The sequence below is a fragment of the Arthrobacter sp. K410C genome (assembly GCF_059090105.1).
Genome location: NZ_JBNHFJ010000002.1, coordinates 33,964 through 51,273 on the forward strand (window position 1 = coordinate 33,964; position 17,310 = coordinate 51,273).

Genomic DNA, 17,310 nt, shown 5'->3' on the forward strand with positions numbered 1-17,310 from the left:
CCTCATATCCCGTCCGGTGGACCACCGGACGCTTCGAGATTGGTCAGAGTTTTGAAACTTGAACTCAGAGGGATCACCAAACGATTTGGCACGCTGCTGGCCAACGACCACATAGACGTGGTGGTTGAGCCGGGACAAATCCACTGCCTGCTCGGCGAGAACGGGGCAGGAAAATCAACCCTGATGAATGTGCTGTACGGGCTGTATGAGCCCACTGACGGGGAAATCCTCGTTGACGGCAAACCCGTAACCTTCCGCGGACCGGGCGACGCCATGGCCGCCGGCATCGGCATGGTGCACCAGCACTTCATGCTGGTCCCTGTTTTCACAGTGGCCGAAAACGTGGCCCTGGGCGCCGAGCCCACCAAGGCCGCGGGCTTCCTGAACCTGGACGAAACCCGCCGCCGGATCAAGGAGATCTCGGACCAGTACGGGTTCGACGTCGACCCCGACGCCCTGGTGGAGGACCTTCCGGTGGGCGTCCAGCAGCGCGTGGAGATCATCAAGGCCCTGGTCAGGAACGCCAAGGTCCTGATCCTTGATGAGCCCACAGCCGTCCTGACGCCGCAGGAGACCGACGAACTCCTGGACATCATGCGCCAGCTGAAGTCCGGTGGTACCTCGATCGTCTTCATCTCGCACAAACTGCGGGAGGTCAAAGAGGTGTCCGACACCATCACGGTGATCCGGCGCGGCAAGGTGGTGGGTTCGGCCGATCCCTCCGCCGCCACCTCGGAGCTGGCCTCCATGATGGTGGGCCGTGCTGTCAGCCTCAACCTGGACAAGGCGCCGGCAAAGCCCCAGGAAAAGACGCTCGTGGTGCGCGACCTCACGGTGATCGCACCGAACGGCCAGCATGTGGTGGACGGACTCGGCTTTGACATCGCCCGGGGCGAGATCCTCGCCCTCGCCGGGGTGCAGGGCAACGGCCAGACCGAGCTGACGGAAGCCATCCTTGGCCTGCAGGAGCGGGTCTCCGGTTCGGTCACCCTCGACGGCAAGGAACTCCTGGGCCGCCCCGTCAAGGAAGTCCTCAAGGCCGGCGTCGGTTTCGTGCCCGAAGACCGCAAGGTGGACGGCCTGGTGGGGACCTTCTCCGTGGCGGAAAACCTCGTCCTGGACCTGTATGACAAACCGCCGTTCGCCAAAGGCATCAGCATGAGCCCGGCAAGGATCCTCGAAAACGCCAAGGCACGGATCGGTGAGTTCGACGTCCGCACCCCCTCCGCGGCCGCGGCCGCCGGGACACTGTCCGGCGGCAACCAGCAGAAGGTGGTGATGGCGCGGGAGCTCTCGCGGCCCCTGCGGCTGTTCATCGCCTCCCAGCCCACCCGGGGCGTGGATGTGGGCTCCATCGAATTCCTGCACCGCCGGATCGTTACCGAGCGCGACCAGGGCACGCCCGTCATGATCATCTCCACCGAACTGGATGAGGTGATGGAGCTGGCGGACCGGATCGCCGTTCTCTACAAGGGCAAGCTGGTGGGCATCGTCCCGGCCGGCACCAGCCGTGAAACCCTGGGCCTCATGATGGCCGGGATCCCGCCGGAGGAGCACGCGCACACTCCACAGGCCGGACCCGCCGCGGCCACAACCACCGCTTCCACTCCAGACGCCGAGGGAGACGACCATGTCTGACAACCATCCCCCCAAGCACGCGGCCGGGGAAGGGCATGGCACCAAGCCTTCCGGCAAGCCCCACCACAAGGCCAGCCAGGCGGAGGAGGAAACCGCCGCCGTCGTCTCCGTTGACACCGCCGGCGGTGCCATGGAGCCCTCCGCCGTACCTGCCACCGCCCAAAGCGGACAGCTTCCGGGCGGCCCCGACACGGTGCTCCGCAGGATCTTCACCGGCAGCGGCATGGTCTCGCTCCTGGCGGTGCTGCTGGCCCTCATCATCGGCGGCCTCCTGATCGCCAGCACCGATGCGCGGGTGGCCGCCACCTCCACCTACTTCCTTGCCCGGCCCACGGACTTCCTCGCCGCCGTCTGGGACGCAGCCACCCGATCCTACGTCGCCCTGTTCCAAGGCTCAGTGTTCAACCCCCGCGGAAACAGCGTGGCCGCCCAGTTCGCGCCGTTCATGGAAACGCTCACCATCGCCACGCCGCTTATCACGGCCGGCCTGGGTGTGGCACTGGCGTTCCGGGCAGGCCTCTTCAACATCGGCGCCCAGGGGCAGATCATCGTGGCGGGCATCCTTGCCGCGTGGGTGGGCTTCGCGCTGCACCTGCCGTTCGGCTTGCACCTCCTCCTGGTGCTGGTGGCAGGGATCGTCGGCGGCGCCCTGTGGGGCGGGCTGGTGGGCGTGCTCAAGGCACGAACCGGTGCCCACGAGGTCATCCTCACCATCATGTTCAACTACATCGCACTGTATTTCCTGCGGTACCTGCTGAACACGCCGGCGTTCCAGCGCCCGGGGGAGTCCAACCCCATTTCCCCCATCCTGGACCCCTCGGCCGTCTATCCGCAGATCTTCGGCACGCAATACCGGCTCCACCTTGGCTTCATCCTGGCCATCGGCGCCACCTTCCTGGTGTGGTGGCTGCTGAACCGCTCTACCGTCGGGTTTGAATTCCGGGCTGTGGGCGCCAACCCCAAGGCGGCCCAGACCGCCGGCATTAACGTTTCCCGGTCCACCATCCTCGTGATGGCCATGGCCGGCGCACTGGCCGGAATGTCCGGCGTCGCGCAGGTGGCCGGAACCGAGAAGGTGCTTACCGACGGCGTTGCCGCCACCTACGGTTTCGATGCCATCACCGTCGCGCTGCTGGGACGTTCGACGCCGTGGGGCACCTTTGCAGCCGGCCTGCTGTTCGGCGCCTTCCGCGCCGGGGCCGTCCAGATGCAAATCCAGACCGGCACCCCCATCGACATCGTCCTGGTGGTCCAGTCCCTGATTGTCCTGTTCATCGCGGCGCCGCCGCTGGTCCGCGCGGTCTTCGGACTGAACCCGCGGCGGAAGAAGCCTGCCCGTCCGGCGAAGTCCCGGCAGGCAGCAACTACCGGAGGTGCAGCATGAGCACAACAGTTTCGTCCCCGCGCCCGGGAACACCCCAGCCAGCCGGAACCGACGCCGGTGCCGCCGCCCTTTCCGCCAAGCCGGTGGGCTGGAAGACGCCCGTCCTGCTGGCAGCCTTCGGGCTGATCGCACTGGTCTTCTTCGGCCTCCTGGCCCCCAACCAGACGGCAAGTTTCGGCATCTCCACCGGCGAGGACTTCTTCCAGCTGCCTGCCCTGGCGGTGAACGCGTTCGCCGGCGGCATCGTGCTGTCCGTGCTGATGCTGGGGCTGGCCGCTTACGCGGTCTACCTCAAGACCAAGGACCGGGCCGCGCCGGGCTGGCTGCCGGTGACCTTCATCGTCCTGTTCGTCGCAGCATTCCTTATCTGGGTTGTGGGCGGCGCCCGCACCCCCAGCATCTCGCTGGCCGGGCTGATCGCCGGCTCGGTCACGCTGGCCGTTCCACTCGTGTTCGGCTCGCTCTCAGGCGTCCTCTGCGAACGGGTGGGCGTGGTCAACATCGCCATCGAAGGCCAGCTGCTCGGCGGTGCGTTCACTGCTGCCATTGTGGCCAGCATGACGCAGAACCCGTTCGTGGGGCTCCTGGCTGCCGCGATCGCCGGTGCACTGGTGTCCATGGTGCTGGCACTGTTCAGCATCAAGTACCTGGTGAACCAGATCATCGTCGGCGTCGTCCTGAACGTGCTCGTCTCCGGCGTCACCGGCTTCCTGTTCAGCACTGTCATGCAGGAGGACAGCGAACGGTTCAACTCCCCGCCCGGGCTGGAGGCCATTGAGATTCCGGTCCTCTCCAGCATTCCGGTGATCGGCCCCATCCTGTTCCGGCAGACCCTGGTGGGTTACCTGATGTACATCGCAGTCTTGGTGGTCTGGGTGGGCCTGTTCAAGACCCGGTGGGGCCTGCGGGTCCGGGCTGTAGGTGAACACCCGCAGGCCGCGGACACCCTGGGCATCAACGTGAACGCCACCCGCTTCTGGAACGTCACCCTGGGCGGTGCCGTCGCCGGGATCGGTGGTTCCTTCTTCACCCTGGTGGCCATTGACAGCTTCACCAAGGAGATCTCCGGCGGCCGCGGCTTCATCGCCCTCGCTGCCCTCATCTTCGGCCGGTGGAACCCGATCGGTGCGTTCTTCGCGGCGCTCCTGTTCGGTTTCGCGGACAACCTGCAGAGTATCGTCACCATCATCGGAACCCCGGTTCCCAGCCAATTCATGGCCATGCTGCCGTACCTGGTGACCGTCCTCGCAGTCGCCGGCCTGGTGGGCAAGTCCAGGGGACCGGCAGCCAGTGGCATACCCTACGTCAAGGGATGACCGGCGTGGACCAGGCAACCACGGTGGACTGGCAGGCGCTGGAAGCCGCCGCCGTCGCCGCCATGCGCAACGCTTACGCCCCCTACTCCAAGTTTCCGGTGGGGGCCGCTGCCCTCACCGGTGACGGGAGGATCGTCAGCGGCTGCAACGTGGAGAACGCCAGCTACGGGCTGACCCTCTGCGCCGAGTGCGCCCTGGTAGGCAACCTGCAGATGACCGGCGGCGGACTGCTGCGCGCGTTCTACTGCGTGGACGGCAGCGGCAACATCCTGATGCCCTGCGGCCGCTGCCGGCAGTTGCTCTACGAATTCCGCGCCCCGGACATGGAACTCATGACCACCCGGGGCATCAAGACCATGGACCAGGTGCTGCCCGACGCCTTCGGTCCCGAACACCTGGAGGAAACCCGGTGACTGACAGCAAAGCTGAAGCATTCGACGCCGTTGACATCATCCGCATCAAGCGGGACAAGGGCACCCTGAGCCCCGAACAGATCGACTGGACCATCGACGCCTACACCCGGGGCGCCATCGCCGACGAGCAGATGGCCGCGCTGAACATGGCCATCCTGCTGAACGGCATGAACCGGACGGAGATTGCCCGCTGGACCGCAGCCATGATCGCCTCCGGCGAGACCATGGACTTCTCCAGCCTCCGGCGGCCCGACGGCGGCCTGAAATACACCTCGGACAAGCACTCCACCGGCGGCGTGGGGGACAAGATCACACTGCCCCTGGCCCCACTGGTTGCCGTGTTCGGGGTGGCAGTGCCGCAGCTGTCCGGCCGCGGCCTCGGCCACACCGGCGGGACGCTGGACAAGCTGGAGTCCATCCCGGGCTGGCGAGCGTCCCTCAGCAACGAGGAAATGATGGCACAGCTGCAGGACGTCGGGGCGGTCATCTGCGCCGCCGGTGCCGGCCTGGCCCCGGCGGACAAGAAGCTGTACGCCCTGCGCGACGTCACCGGAACCGTGGAAGCCATCCCCCTGATCGCCTCGTCCATCATGAGCAAGAAGATCGCCGAGGGCACCGGCTCCCTGGTCCTGGACGTGAAGGTGGGCAGCGGCGCGTTCATGAAGGACGAAGCCTCTGCCCGTGAGCTGGCCGAAACCATGGTGGCGCTGGGCAAGGACGCAGGGGTCAACACCGTCGCCCTGCTCACCAACATGGACACCCCGCTGGGCCTCACGGCAGGAAACGCCATCGAGGTGGAGGAGTCCGTGGAGGTCCTTGCAGGGGGCGGCCCGGACGACGTAGTGGAGCTGACGGTCCGGCTCGCGGAGGAGATGCTCGCCGCCGCAGGGGTGCACGACGCCGACCCCGCGGACGCCCTCAAGGACGGCCGGGCCATGGACGTGTGGAACCGGATGATCCAGGCGCAGGGCGGCGATCCCCGCGCCAAGCTGCCGGCGGCGCGGGAATCCGAAACGGTGTACGCACCGGCCGACGGGGTCCTCGTGGAACTGGACGCCCTGGCCGTTGGCGTTGCCGCATGGCGCCTGGGAGCAGGACGCGCACGCAAGGAGGACGCGGTACAGGCAGGCGCCGGCGTCAGGATGCACGCCAAGCCGGGCGCAGTGGTCCGGGCCGGGGAACCGCTGATGACCCTGCTTACCGACACCCCAGAGAAATTCACGCGGGCCAAGGAGGCCCTGGAACAGGCTGTGGTTATCGCCCCGGAAGGATCAAGGCCGGCGCAGCGGCTGATCCTGGACCGCATAGCATAGGGGATCATGCACGCCATCAATGACTTCATCGTCGCCGCAGCCGGGCAGCCCTGGGTGCTCTTCCTGGTGTTGGCGTGCTGCATCATTGACGGCTTCTTCCCGCCCATTCCCAGCGAGTCCGTGGTGGTGGGGCTGTCCGCCGTGGCCGCCACGGCGGATGTCCCCAACCCCTGGCTTTTAGTGCTCGTGGCCGCCCTGGGCGCCTTCTCAGGGGACAACATCGCCTACCTGATCGGGCGCCGTGTCGGCACCACCCGCTGGTCCTGGATGCGGCGTCCACGCATGCAAAGCGCCTTCCGCTGGGCGGGCGGCGAACTGCGGAAGCGCCCTGCATCACTCATCCTCGTTGCGCGGTTCGTGCCCATTGGCAGGGTCGCGGTGAACCTGACGGCGGGTGCCACGCAGTACCACCACCTTCGCTTCATCGCCCTCACAACCCTTTCGGCCGTCCTCTGGGCGGTGTACTCCGTGGGGATAGGGCTGTTCTTCGGCCAGTGGTTCGAGGAGAACCACCTGCTGGGCGCCGTCATCGCCATCGTGTGCGCCGTGGCGCTCGGCATCGTGGTGGACGTGGTGATCAACCGCCTGCGGCGGCAGACCCCCGTGGTCGAACGCATGCGGGAACCCGAGGCCTGACCGGGACCGGAAAATCACCCCCAGGGACGACGCATCGGGCCCCGGCCGGGGATAGCGTGGGAAAGGTGTTTCCCGGCCCCGGGCGTAGCGGACGGAGCCCGGGCCATGGGACACTTAGGAACGATTTCCGCTACGGCAGCGTCGCTATAGCTGCGTCATCATTGTCTAGGAGCAAGACCGCGTGGAGTTTATTAATGAGGCCGTGCTCCATGCAGCGGGCCAGTGGTGGATATACCCGGTCCTGCTCGTGTTTTTCTTCGTGGACGGCTTCGCCATGGTGGTGCCCAGCGAAACCCTCATCGTCGCCCTGTCAGCCTTCGCCCGGCACAGCGGCGAGCCCAACCTCTGGATCCTTGGCACCACCGCGCTGATCGGGGCCATCGCCGGGGACAACATGGCCTTCATGCTGGGACGCCGGATCGGGCTGGACCGGTGGAAATGGATGCGCCGGCCCAAGGTCAGGAAGGCCTTCAGCTGGGCGCGCTACGAGCTCGACAAACGCGGGGCGGTCCTGATCTTCACGGCCCGCTACATCCCCTGGGGCCGCGTGGCCGTCAATTACGTCGCGGGCAGCACCGGCTTCGGCCACCGCAGGTTCTTCCTGTTGGATGCCTTCGCGTGCATCACCTGGGTGGGCTACTCCATCGGGATCGGGCTGCTGGCCAGTTCCTTCCCCTGGCTGCACCACAACCCGCTGCTCAGTGCCGGCATCGCCGTTGTCTTTGCCATCGTCCTGGGCATCCTGATCGACCACCTGCTCCGCTGGTGGCACAAGCACCTTGCCCGGAACGACGCCCAAGAAGTGGACGAATGGCTCGACGGCGGGCCCTCCGGTGCCCGCAACGGCAAGCCCGGGTCCGGCGTCCTCGCGCCGTCCGCCGACGGCGGGCCGGCAACACCCTAGCCGCTGGCTTTGCGCCCCCGCCCACCCTAAGGTGGGAACGTGACTGAGCCTATTGTTGACGCTGCCCCTGCCATCGATTTTGACCTGAAGAACCTGCCCAAGGTCTCGCTTCACGACCACCTGGACGGAGGCCTCCGTCCGGCCACCATCATCGAACTTGCCGAGGCAGTCGGGCACACCCTTCCGTCCACCGATCCCGTGGCACTGGGCCAGTGGTTCCGGGAGTCGGCCGATTCCGGTTCCCTGGTCCGTTACCTGGAAACCTTCGACCACACGGTGGCGGTTATGCAGACGCATGAAGGCCTGTACCGGGTGGCCAAGGAATTCGTCGAGGACCTGGCAGACGACGGCGTCGTATACGGCGAAGTGCGGTGGGCCCCCGAACAGCACCTCCAGAAGGGACTCACGCTGGATGAAGCCGTGGAGGCCGTCCAGGAAGGCCTGGAAGCCGGGGTCGAGGCGGTAGGGGACAGCGGCCGCGAGATCCAGGTGGGCCAGCTGATCACGGCCATGCGCCATGCCGACCGCGGCCAGGAGATCGCCGAGCTCGCCGTCCGCCACCGCAACCGCGGTGCCGTGGGCTTCGACATTGCCGGAGCGGAGGACGGCTTCCTGCCGTCCCGTTTCAGGGACGCCTTCACCTACCTGGCCCAGCAGAACTTCCCTGCCACGGTGCACGCCGGTGAAGCCGCCGGACTGGAAAGCATCCAGTCGGCGCTCGTGGACGGCCGCGCGCTCCGCCTGGGCCACGGCGTGCGGATCGCCGAGGACATCATGGTGGAATTCGACGACGACGCCGAGGACACCATCGGCCTGGTCACCCTGGGCGACCTGTCGAGCTGGATCCGCGACCGCGGCATCGCCCTGGAAATCTGCCCTTCCTCGAACCTTCAGACCGGTGCGATCGCGCCCTTCGGCGAAGGTATCGACAGCCACCCCCTGGACATGCTGTACCAGCTGGGCTTCAACGTCACCATCAACACGGACAACCGGCTGATGAGCGGCGTCACCCTCACGGACGAGTTCGAGCTGCTGGTGGAGACGTTCGACTACGACCTCGACGACCTGCTCGAGCTCACCCTGAACGCCGCCGAGGCTTCCTTCCTGCCCCTGGAGGAGAAGGAGGCGCTGGTGGAGTACATCAACGACACCTACGCCAACCTTGGCTGAGCAGCCGGACCACAGCACCCCCGTGGGGGAGCTGTTGTCCGTGATTGCTGCGCTCCGCGAGCACTGCCCCTGGATCGGCGCGCTGACGCATAGCTCGCTCGTGGAGTACCTCCTCGAGGAAGCCTACGAAGTTGCCGAAACCATCGAGGCGGGCCATCCCGACGCCGAGCTCCAGGCCGAGCTGGGTGACGTCCTGCTCCAGGTGGTGCTGCACGCCCGGCTCGCCGAGGAGCGCGGGGCATTTAAGTTCGACGACGTTGCCCGCGGCCTGGCTGCCAAGATGGTCCGGCGGAATCCGCATGTCTTCCGTCCCGACGGCTCGCTGCAGGACACTTTCCCGGCCACGGTGGATGAGATCGTGCGGAAGTGGGATGCGGTGAAGCGGGCGGAGCGGCCAGCGCGCACCAGCCACTTCGAAGGGATCCCGCACGCCCTGCCCGCGCTGGCCCGGGCGCAGAAGTCGGTGGACCGCGCAGCCCGCGCGGACGCACCCCTGCCGGCAGGGACGCCCGTCCCCGCAACTGAGGAAGAGCTCGGGGAGCTGCTCCTCGCCCTCGTACGCTCCGCACATGACGCCGGATTCGACGCCGAACGTGCCCTGCGCGGGGCTGTTCGGCGCTACCAGCAGGAGAAATCCCCCTCCCAACACCATCATGACGTCCGCGGCCCGGACCGGTTTCCGTAACCCGCACCACTCTCGACTACGCTGGTCCGTGACGAGTACGTCGAGTCTTTCTGCAAGATCCCCCGTTAATCGCCCATAAGGAGCAAATTCATGGCGCTTATCGATGCCATCCACGCCCGCGAGATCCTCGATTCCCGTGGCAACCCGACCGTAGAAGTTGAGGTCCTGCTCTCCGACGGCCAGATTGGCCGGGCAGCAGTACCTTCCGGCGCTTCCACCGGCGAGCACGAGGCCGTCGAACTGCGTGACGGCGACAAGGGCCGCTACCTTGGCAAGGGCGTCCAGAAAGCTGTCGACGCGATCATCGACCAGATCGCACCGGCGCTGACCGGTTTCGACGCGACCGACCAGCGCTCCATCGACCAGGCCATGCTGGACCTGGACGGCACCCCGAACAAGGGCAAGCTGGGCGCCAACGCCATCCTGGGCGTTTCCCTGGCCGTGGCCAACGCAGCCGCCGCCTCCGCCGACCTGCCGCTCTACAAGTACCTGGGCGGCCCCAACGCGCACGTCCTGCCCGTGCCGCTGATGAACATCCTGAACGGCGGCTCCCACGCGGACTCCGACGTCGACATCCAGGAATTCATGATCGCTCCCATCGGCGCCGAAACCTTCTCGGAAGGCCTGCGCTGGGGCGTTGAGGTGTACCACAACCTCAAGTCCGTCCTGAAGGAAAAGGGCCTGTCCACCGGCCTGGGCGACGAGGGCGGCTTCGCCCCGAACCTGCCCTCCAACCGTGCCGCGCTGGACCTGATCCAGGAAGCCATCAAGAACGCCGGCTACACCCCGGGCAAGGACATCGCCCTGGCCCTGGACGTGGCATCCTCCGAGTTCTTCAAGGACGGCGCCTACCAGTTCGAGGGCAAGTCCCTGAGCTCGGCCGAGATGAGCGCCTACTACACCGAACTCGTGTCCGACTACCCGCTGGTGTCCATCGAGGACCCGCTGGACGAGAACGACTGGGACGGCTGGAAGACCCTCACCGACGCCATCGGCGACAAGGTCCAGCTGGTGGGTGACGACCTCTTCGTCACCAACCCCTCCATCCTGCAGCGCGGCATCGACACCCACACCGCCAACTCGCTGCTGGTGAAGGTCAACCAGATCGGCTCCCTGACCGAGACGCTGGACGCCGTCAGCCTGGCGCAGCGCTCCGGTTACACCACCATCACCTCGCACCGCTCCGGCGAGACCGAGGACACCACCATCGCCGACATCTCGGTGGCAACCAACGCCGGCCAGATCAAGACCGGCGCGCCGGCCCGCTCCGAGCGCGTTGCCAAGTACAACCAGCTGCTGCGTATCGAAGAGGAACTCGACGACGCCGCACGCTACGCAGGCCGCAGCGCGTTCCCGCGTTTCAAGGGCTAGTAGCCGCATAAAGCAATAAACGGTGGCTATGGTTGAAAAGACCATAGCCACCGTTGTTGTTTCAGCAGCATCCGTCAGCCCGGTTGTTGTCCAGCGCCGTTTTGTTGTTCAGCACAGACAGTGGCGGCCGCAGGCAGGCCGCGATCAGGAGTGTCATGGCTACCCGCCGTCCCAAAGTCCCCAAGGTCAGCCCCGCCCGTCCAGGAAGCGAAACCTCCGACGGCGCCGACGTCATCCAGGCGGATTTCGGCTCGGCCAAGGACAACCCGGGCCCGGCAGGACGCCCCGGCGCCGACAGCAAGCCCCCGAAGGCACCAGCCGGACAGGCACCGGCCACGGGCGCACCCGCAGGGCGTGCCAGGCCGGGAAAGGGCAGCAGCGCAACCAACGGTGCCGCGAACCAACCCGCGGAAGAGGAGCAGCACCCTGTTCCGGCGAAGGCTTTTTCCGGCCGGATGCTGGCACTGGCCGTGGTGATGGTTGCGATCACCATCATGCTGGCGCCCACGGTGAAGATCTTCTTCGACAAGAAGTCGGAAATCGACGCGCTGAATGCCGATATCGCCGCCCGCGAGGCTGAAGGCGACCGGCTCCGCCAGCAGGTCTCCCGCTGGCAGGACCCCAACTACGTGAAACAGCAGGCCCGGGACCGCATTAACATGGTTATGCCGGGCGAAACCGGCTACTGGGTCTTCGGCAGCGATTTGCCCGCGGGAGAAGCCAGCAGCCACACCGGTGCAGCAGCACAAGACCCCGCCGATCTGCCGTGGGTGGATTCCCTGTGGGAGTCCATCGAGCGCGCGGCCACAGACTGAACCGCAAAAGGAAGGACGGCCCGCGACAGTGGAACACAACACGGCAGCCGCCCGGGACGACTCCCGCCAACCATCAGCACACGATCTTGAAGTATTGAGCCGGCAGCTGGGACGTCCGGTCCGCGATGTGGTGGAAATCCCTGCCCGCTGCGTGTGCGGCAATCCGCTGGTGGCGGCAACGGCTCCGCGGCTGAGCAACGGCACCCCGTTCCCCACCACCTTCTACCTGACGCATCCCGTGATCACCTCCGCGGTGTCCCGGCTTGAGGCGGCGGGGGTCATGAACACCATGAACGAGCAGCTGGCCGCCGACCCGGAACTGGCAGCCGCCTACCGGTCTGCGCATGAAGCCTACCTTGCCGCGCGGGACGCGATTGGCCGGCGGTCCGGCATCGGCGCTGTCCCGGAAATCGACGGAGTCTCCGCCGGGGGCATGCCCACCCGTGTCAAGTGCCTGCATGTCCTGGTGGGGCAATCGCTCGCTGCCGGACCGGGCGTGAATCCGCTGGGGGATGAGGCGCTGCAACAGATCCGCGAATGGTGGACGGCGGACAGGTGCTACTGCGAGGGGGCCTGGGACACCACCGGTGAAGCTCCTTCCCGGGACCTCAGCCGGCACGGTCCGCAGGGCCTGCCGGACATCGTGGGCCGCCCCGCCCCTGTGCGGAAGTCGGCCAATCCTGCCGAGGCTGCCCAGTGACCCGGGTAGCCGCCATTGACTGTGGCACCAATTCGATCCGCCTGCTGATCGCCGACGTACACCGCAGCAACGGCACCACCAGCCTCACCGACGTGGTGCGCGAGATGCGCGTAGTCCGGCTTGGGGAGGGCGTGGACGCCACCGGTGAACTCGCCCCCGCAGCACTGGAGCGCACGTTCGCCGCCACTGCCGATTACGCACAGCTGATCCGGGACCACGGCGCTGAGTCCGTCCGGTTCGTTGCAACCTCCGCCAGCCGGGATGCCCGGAACCGGGACGTCTTCGTGGATGGAATCCGCAACCTCCTGGGCGTGGAACCGGAAGTGATCTCCGGCGACGAGGAAGCTGCGTTGTCCTTTGCCGGTGCCAGCAGTGTCCTGCCCATCCTGGACGGCCACCAGGTTCTGGTGGTGGACCTGGGCGGCGGCAGCACCGAGTTCGTCCTCGGCACCGCACAGGGCGTCACCGCGGCGAAGTCGGTGGACGTCGGCTGCGTCCGGCTGACCGAACGGCACCTGCGGAACGATCCGCCCAGCGCGGAACAGATCGCGGCGGCGGAAGCTGACGTGGACGCAGCCATGGCCCTCGCCGGACAGCACGTTCCGCTGGAACAGGCAACCGCCGTCGTCGGTGTTGCCGGCTCCATCACCACCATCACCGCCCACGCCCTCCGGCTGCCCGAATACAAGCCGGACGTCATCCACGGCGCGGAACTGCCCATTGACACCGTCCGCGCCGCCTCGACGGACCTCCTGGAGATGGTCCGGTCCGAGCGCGCCGGACTGCCCTACATGCACCCGGGACGCGTGGATGTTATCGGAGCAGGGGGACTGGTGTGGCGCAGGATCCTGGAACGCCTGGGCGAACTCACCGGCGGCAGGATCACCACGGCGACGGCCAGCGAGCACGACATCCTTGACGGCATCGCCCTGAGCATCGGCTGAACCCGGATGCGATCCATCACCCACCCCGTATTGCGCCGGACCGGAGCGGCGGCGCTTGCCTTGGTCCTCGCCGCCTGCTGCCTCGCTGCCGGTCTTATCACGGCTCCGGCGGCCCAAGCGGACGAGTGGCGGGACAAGCAGTACTGGCTCGCAGACTCCGGCATTACCAAGGCCTGGGAAGTGTCCAGGGGTGCCGGCGTCAAGGTGGCCGTCATCGACAGCGGCGTGGACGCGCAGCATCCGGACCTCAAGGGCGCGGTGGCAGGCGGCTACGACGCGTCCGGCTCCGGCCAGCCGAACGGCCAGAAGAGCGTCGGGTCGAAGCCCGAACACGGCACCCTGGTGGCCACTATGCTTGCCGGCCGGGGACACCAGCCCGCCGACAAAACGGCCACCCCCACGCCCGGCCCCGCTGCGCCGCCACCGGACGGCATCATCGGTGTGGCCCCCGAGGCCCAGATCCTGTCTGTGTCCACATGGCTTGGCTCACCGAACCCCTCCGGCAAAAGTGACCAGGACCAGATTCCGGAAGCGGTCCGCTGGGCCGTGGACAACGGAGCGAAAGTCATCAACATCTCGCTCGGCAGCACCGCCCCGCAATGGCCGCAAAGCTGGGACGCCGCCTTCCTGTACGCCGAGCAGAAGGACGTGGTGATCGTCGCGGCAGCCGGCAACCGGATCGGCGGCAACACCCAGGTGGGAGCCCCGGCCACCATCCCGGGCGTCCTCACTGTCGCCGGCCTGGACCGCTCGGGGACTGCCAGCGTCGACGCGTCCTCGCAAGGCATCAGCATCGGCGTGGCAGCACCGGCCCAGAACCTGCTGGGCGGCCTCCCGGGCGGGGGGTATGCCGAATGGGCAGGGACCTCCGGATCCACACCCATCGTTGCCGGCGTGGCGGCACTGATCCGCTCCAAGTGGCCTTCCATGAGCGCCGAGCAGGTCATCAACCGCATCGTCTCCACCGCAAAGGATGCCGGACCGCCGGGCAAGGACCCCCTCTACGGCTATGGCATCCTCAACGCCGAAGCGGCGCTGAAGGATAACGTGCCCGAAGCGAAGAACAATCCCCTGGGAACCATCGCCGAGTGGATCAGGGTGCACCGGCGCGGCAACCTTGCCACCCCCACCCCGGTCCCCACGGCAGAGGCGCCGGTTGCTGCGCCGGCACTTCCGGAGGCAACCGTCCCGGCTGCAGAGCCGCCGTCGAAGCGTGATACTGCCATTGGAGGTGCGGTCGTCATCGGATTTGCCCTGCTGTTCGCGGCCATCATCGCTGCGGCCGCGATCCAGCTGCGGCGGGCGGCGCGGGACCCGGCGCTAGCGGGCGAGGAACCGGAAACAGGTGTGCTGGAAAAGGTGCATCCGGTGCGGAAAACCTAGCTTTACGGGCGCTTCGAGCAGTTAGTGAAGATTTTCACAAACTGCGCTATCCTTAAACTATGGCAACCACCCCAGAGCTCCAGGACCGTCCCAGGGTACTCGTCGTCGGCGGCGGGTACGTCGGCCTGTACGTAGCACTCAAACTGCAGAAGAAGATCGCGAATGCCGGTGGCATCGTCACCCTCGTGGATCCACTGCCTTACATGACCTACCAGCCGTTCCTCCCCGAGGTGGCGGGCGGCAACATTGAAGCCCGCCACGCGGTGGTATCCCACCGCAAGCACCTCAAGCAGACGGAACTGATCCAGGGCCGCGTCACCTCGATCGACCACACCAACCGCACTGCGGTCATCGCTCCGTCCGACGGCGGCGAAAACTTCGAGGTCCCCTACTTCGACGTCGTCCTGGCGGCAGGTGCCATCACCCGTACCTTCCCCATCAAGGGCCTCGCGGACAAGGGCATCGGCCTGAAGACCATCGAGGAAGCCGTTGCGCTGCGCAACAAGGTCCTGGAGCGCATCGAGGTTGCCTCCACCATGACCGATCCTGCCGCGCGCGCCAAGGCCCTTACCTTCGTGGTGGTTGGCGGTGGTTTCGCCGGCATCGAGTGCATCACCGAAATGGAGGACCTGGCCCGCGCCGCGGTCCGGAACAACCCGCGGATCAAGCAGGAAGAAGTCCGTTTTGTCCTGGTGGAAGCCATGGGCCGCATCATGCCCGAAGTCACTGCCAAGCAGGCCGAATGGGTCGTTGAGCACCTGCGCAGCCGCGGCATCGAGGTCCTGCTGAACACCTCGCTGGATAGCGCCGAAGGCACCCTCAAGCTCATCAACCTCCCGGACAAGTCCCCTGCCCAGGAGTTTGAAGCCGACACCCTCGTGTGGACGGCCGGCGTCCAGGCCAACCCGATGGTCCGCTCCACCGACTTCCCGCTGGAGCCCCGTGGCCGCGTCCGCGTCCTCCCGGACCTCCGCGTTGCCGGAGACGAAGGCATTGTGGACAACGCCTGGGCTGCGGGCGACATCGCCGCCGTGCCCGACCTCACGGGCAAGGGCCTGCCTGACGGTACGTGCGTTCCGAACGCACAGCACGCGCTCCGCCAGGCCAAGCGCCTGGCCAAGAACCTCTGGGCTTCGCGCTGGGAAAAGCAGCTGAAGGACTACAAGCACAAGAACCTCGGCGCCGTTGCAGGCTTTGGCGAGTGGAAGGGCGTAGCCAACATCAACCTGGTTGGCAGCATCGGGCTCAAGGGCGGGCTCGCCTGGTTGGCCCACCGCGGCTACCACGGGCTGGCCATGCCCACGTTTGAGCGCAAGTTCCGGGTGATCTTCAACTGGATCATCAGCTTCTTCGTCGGCCGTGACACCACCCAGCTGATGGACCTGGACAACCCGCGCGGTGCTTTCGTTGCCGCAGCCACCCCGGCGCCCAAACCGGCTGCTGCAGCCGCACCCGCGGCGACAGCCCCGCCGGCAGCCAGTGGTACCGGCTCCACAGCGGTGCAATCCAAGGAATCTGTGACGGCACAGGCCAAGTAGCACACGCAGTGCCCGACGGCGGCTGTCCCCTTCGCGGGGGCGGCCGCCGTTTGCGTCCCGGCGGCCATTCAGCGGACAGGCACCCATTCCTGACCCCGGTCCTGCTGCCGGTGCTGCCTGCCTCCTAGACTGGGCCCATGACTGCCGAAGTGAAGCTGCAGGAGCTGCTGGCCGGTATGCACCCCGTTCAGCGCGAGGGGGAGTACGTCTACGTCCTGTGGCCGCACGGACGGCCCCTGGCAGCCGGCATCGAGGCGGCAGTACGCGAGGCTGAGGGCCTGACAGTGGTCCTGCCGCGTGCTGACGCGGACCGGCAGGGGCTCAGCTATGACTTTGTGGGAGCCTGGATCACGCTGCAGGTCCATTCGGCCCTCGAGGCGGTGGGCCTTACCGCAGCAGTCAGCAGGGCCCTTACGGACGCCCGCATCAGCTGCAACGTCCTGGCCGGTTTCCATCACGATCACCTGCTGGTGCCGGTAGCGGATGCGCCGCGGGCCCTTGAAGTCCTGGCCGAACTCGCTGCCCGGAGCCGGGATGCCCCGCGCCGGGAGCTGGTGCTGCGCAGCGAGAACCCTGCAGACCGGGACGCAATCCTGGCCCTGACGGCCGACGCTTTCGCAATTTCGCCGGCCACAGGCCTGCCGGCAGGAGGGGAGCCGGTGGAAGTGGGGGTGCTTCGCGCACTCTTTGACGCCGAGGAGTACATCCCGGACCTCAGCGTAGTGGCCGTCCAGGACGGGGAGATCGTGGGCCATGTCATCAGCACCCGCGGGTGGGTGGGGGATCAGGCGCTCCTCGGCCTTGGCCCACTCGGTGTCACTCCGCGGCTGCAGCGGCAGGGCATCGGTTCGGCACTCATGCGCGAGACAATCGACAGGGCCAATGCCGCTGGGGAGCGCGGCATCGTCCTGCTTGGAAGCCCGGACTACTACTCCAGGTTTGGCTTTATCCCGGCGTCCAGTTTTGGTGTCCAGGCGCCCGAACCGGAGTGGGGCGACTACTTCCAGCTCCTGCCGCTCGCACTGTGGTCCGGCGGTGTCCACGGTGTGTTCCGGTACGCCGGACCATTCTCACTCACCTGACGGGATACCATGGACCCG

Annotated in this window: 16 protein-coding genes; all 16 read left to right on the top strand. The window is 66.9% G+C overall.

Features of this window, described 5'->3' with window-relative positions:
• Positions 1-51: 51 nt before the first annotated feature.
• The 16 genes from AC5RU7_RS05170 to AC5RU7_RS05245 all read left to right on the top strand — a co-directional run bounded on the left by AC5RU7_RS05170 (position 52) and on the right by AC5RU7_RS05245 (position 17,292).
• Entirely contained in the window at positions 52-1,638 is a 1,587-nt protein-coding gene (locus tag AC5RU7_RS05170; protein ID WP_494051390.1) for an ABC transporter ATP-binding protein, read from the top strand.
• Positions 1,631-3,022, top strand: coding sequence for an ABC transporter permease (locus AC5RU7_RS05175; protein ID WP_494051391.1), 1,392 nt, complete (start codon positions 1,631-1,633; stop codon positions 3,020-3,022). The genes AC5RU7_RS05170 and AC5RU7_RS05175 overlap by 8 nt, the downstream gene beginning before the upstream one ends.
• On the top strand, positions 3,019-4,338 hold the full coding sequence (locus AC5RU7_RS05180; protein ID WP_494051392.1) for an ABC transporter permease: 1,320 nt from the start codon (positions 3,019-3,021) through the stop codon (positions 4,336-4,338). The genes AC5RU7_RS05175 and AC5RU7_RS05180 overlap by 4 nt, the downstream gene beginning before the upstream one ends.
• Positions 4,335-4,751 carry a cytidine deaminase gene (locus AC5RU7_RS05185; protein ID WP_494051393.1) on the top strand — a complete coding sequence of 139 codons (417 nt, stop codon included), beginning with the start codon at positions 4,335-4,337 and terminating at the stop codon, positions 4,749-4,751. The genes AC5RU7_RS05180 and AC5RU7_RS05185 overlap by 4 nt, the downstream gene beginning before the upstream one ends.
• Positions 4,748-6,064, top strand: a complete 1,317-nt coding sequence (locus AC5RU7_RS05190; protein ID WP_494051394.1) for a thymidine phosphorylase — start codon at positions 4,748-4,750, stop codon at positions 6,062-6,064. Before AC5RU7_RS05185 ends, AC5RU7_RS05190 begins: the two co-directional genes overlap by 4 nt.
• A gap of 6 nt (positions 6,065-6,070) precedes the next feature.
• Positions 6,071-6,700, top strand: coding sequence for a DedA family protein (locus AC5RU7_RS05195; protein WP_494051395.1), 630 nt, complete (start codon positions 6,071-6,073; stop codon positions 6,698-6,700).
• 181 nt (positions 6,701-6,881) lie between these two features.
• Positions 6,882-7,604 (top strand): DedA family protein, encoded by a 723-nt coding sequence (locus AC5RU7_RS05200; RefSeq protein ID WP_494051396.1) that lies wholly within the window; start codon positions 6,882-6,884, stop codon positions 7,602-7,604.
• 39 nt (positions 7,605-7,643) lie between these two features.
• Positions 7,644-8,774: an adenosine deaminase gene (locus AC5RU7_RS05205; RefSeq protein ID WP_494010649.1), complete on the top strand. Its 1,131-nt coding sequence runs from the start codon at positions 7,644-7,646 to the stop codon at positions 8,772-8,774.
• Positions 8,767-9,459 (top strand): MazG nucleotide pyrophosphohydrolase domain-containing protein, encoded by a 693-nt coding sequence (locus AC5RU7_RS05210; RefSeq protein WP_494051397.1) that lies wholly within the window; start codon positions 8,767-8,769, stop codon positions 9,457-9,459. The genes AC5RU7_RS05205 and AC5RU7_RS05210 overlap by 8 nt, the downstream gene beginning before the upstream one ends.
• Before the next feature lie 90 nt (positions 9,460-9,549).
• Positions 9,550-10,830, top strand: coding sequence for a phosphopyruvate hydratase (gene eno, locus AC5RU7_RS05215; protein ID WP_494051398.1), 1,281 nt, complete (start codon positions 9,550-9,552; stop codon positions 10,828-10,830).
• Between the two features lie 155 nt (positions 10,831-10,985).
• Positions 10,986-11,645: an FtsB family cell division protein gene (locus AC5RU7_RS05220; RefSeq protein WP_494051399.1), complete on the top strand. Its 660-nt coding sequence runs from the start codon at positions 10,986-10,988 to the stop codon at positions 11,643-11,645.
• A gap of 28 nt (positions 11,646-11,673) precedes the next feature.
• Positions 11,674-12,345 carry a DUF501 domain-containing protein gene (locus AC5RU7_RS05225; RefSeq protein ID WP_494051400.1) on the top strand — a complete coding sequence of 224 codons (672 nt, stop codon included), beginning with the start codon at positions 11,674-11,676 and terminating at the stop codon, positions 12,343-12,345.
• Positions 12,342-13,289, top strand: a complete 948-nt coding sequence (locus AC5RU7_RS05230) for a Ppx/GppA phosphatase family protein (RefSeq protein ID WP_494051401.1) — start codon at positions 12,342-12,344, stop codon at positions 13,287-13,289. The genes AC5RU7_RS05225 and AC5RU7_RS05230 overlap by 4 nt, the downstream gene beginning before the upstream one ends.
• Positions 13,290-13,295: 6 nt before the next feature.
• Positions 13,296-14,672 carry a S8 family serine peptidase gene (locus tag AC5RU7_RS05235; protein ID WP_494051402.1) on the top strand — a complete coding sequence of 459 codons (1,377 nt, stop codon included), beginning with the start codon at positions 13,296-13,298 and terminating at the stop codon, positions 14,670-14,672.
• A 59-nt stretch (positions 14,673-14,731) separates the two neighbouring features.
• Positions 14,732-16,210 (top strand): NAD(P)/FAD-dependent oxidoreductase, encoded by a 1,479-nt coding sequence (locus AC5RU7_RS05240; RefSeq protein ID WP_494051403.1) that lies wholly within the window; start codon positions 14,732-14,734, stop codon positions 16,208-16,210.
• Between the two features lie 137 nt (positions 16,211-16,347).
• Positions 16,348-17,292 (top strand): N-acetyltransferase, encoded by a 945-nt coding sequence (locus AC5RU7_RS05245; protein ID WP_494051404.1) that lies wholly within the window; start codon positions 16,348-16,350, stop codon positions 17,290-17,292.
• The last annotated feature ends 18 nt before the right edge of the window (positions 17,293-17,310 follow it).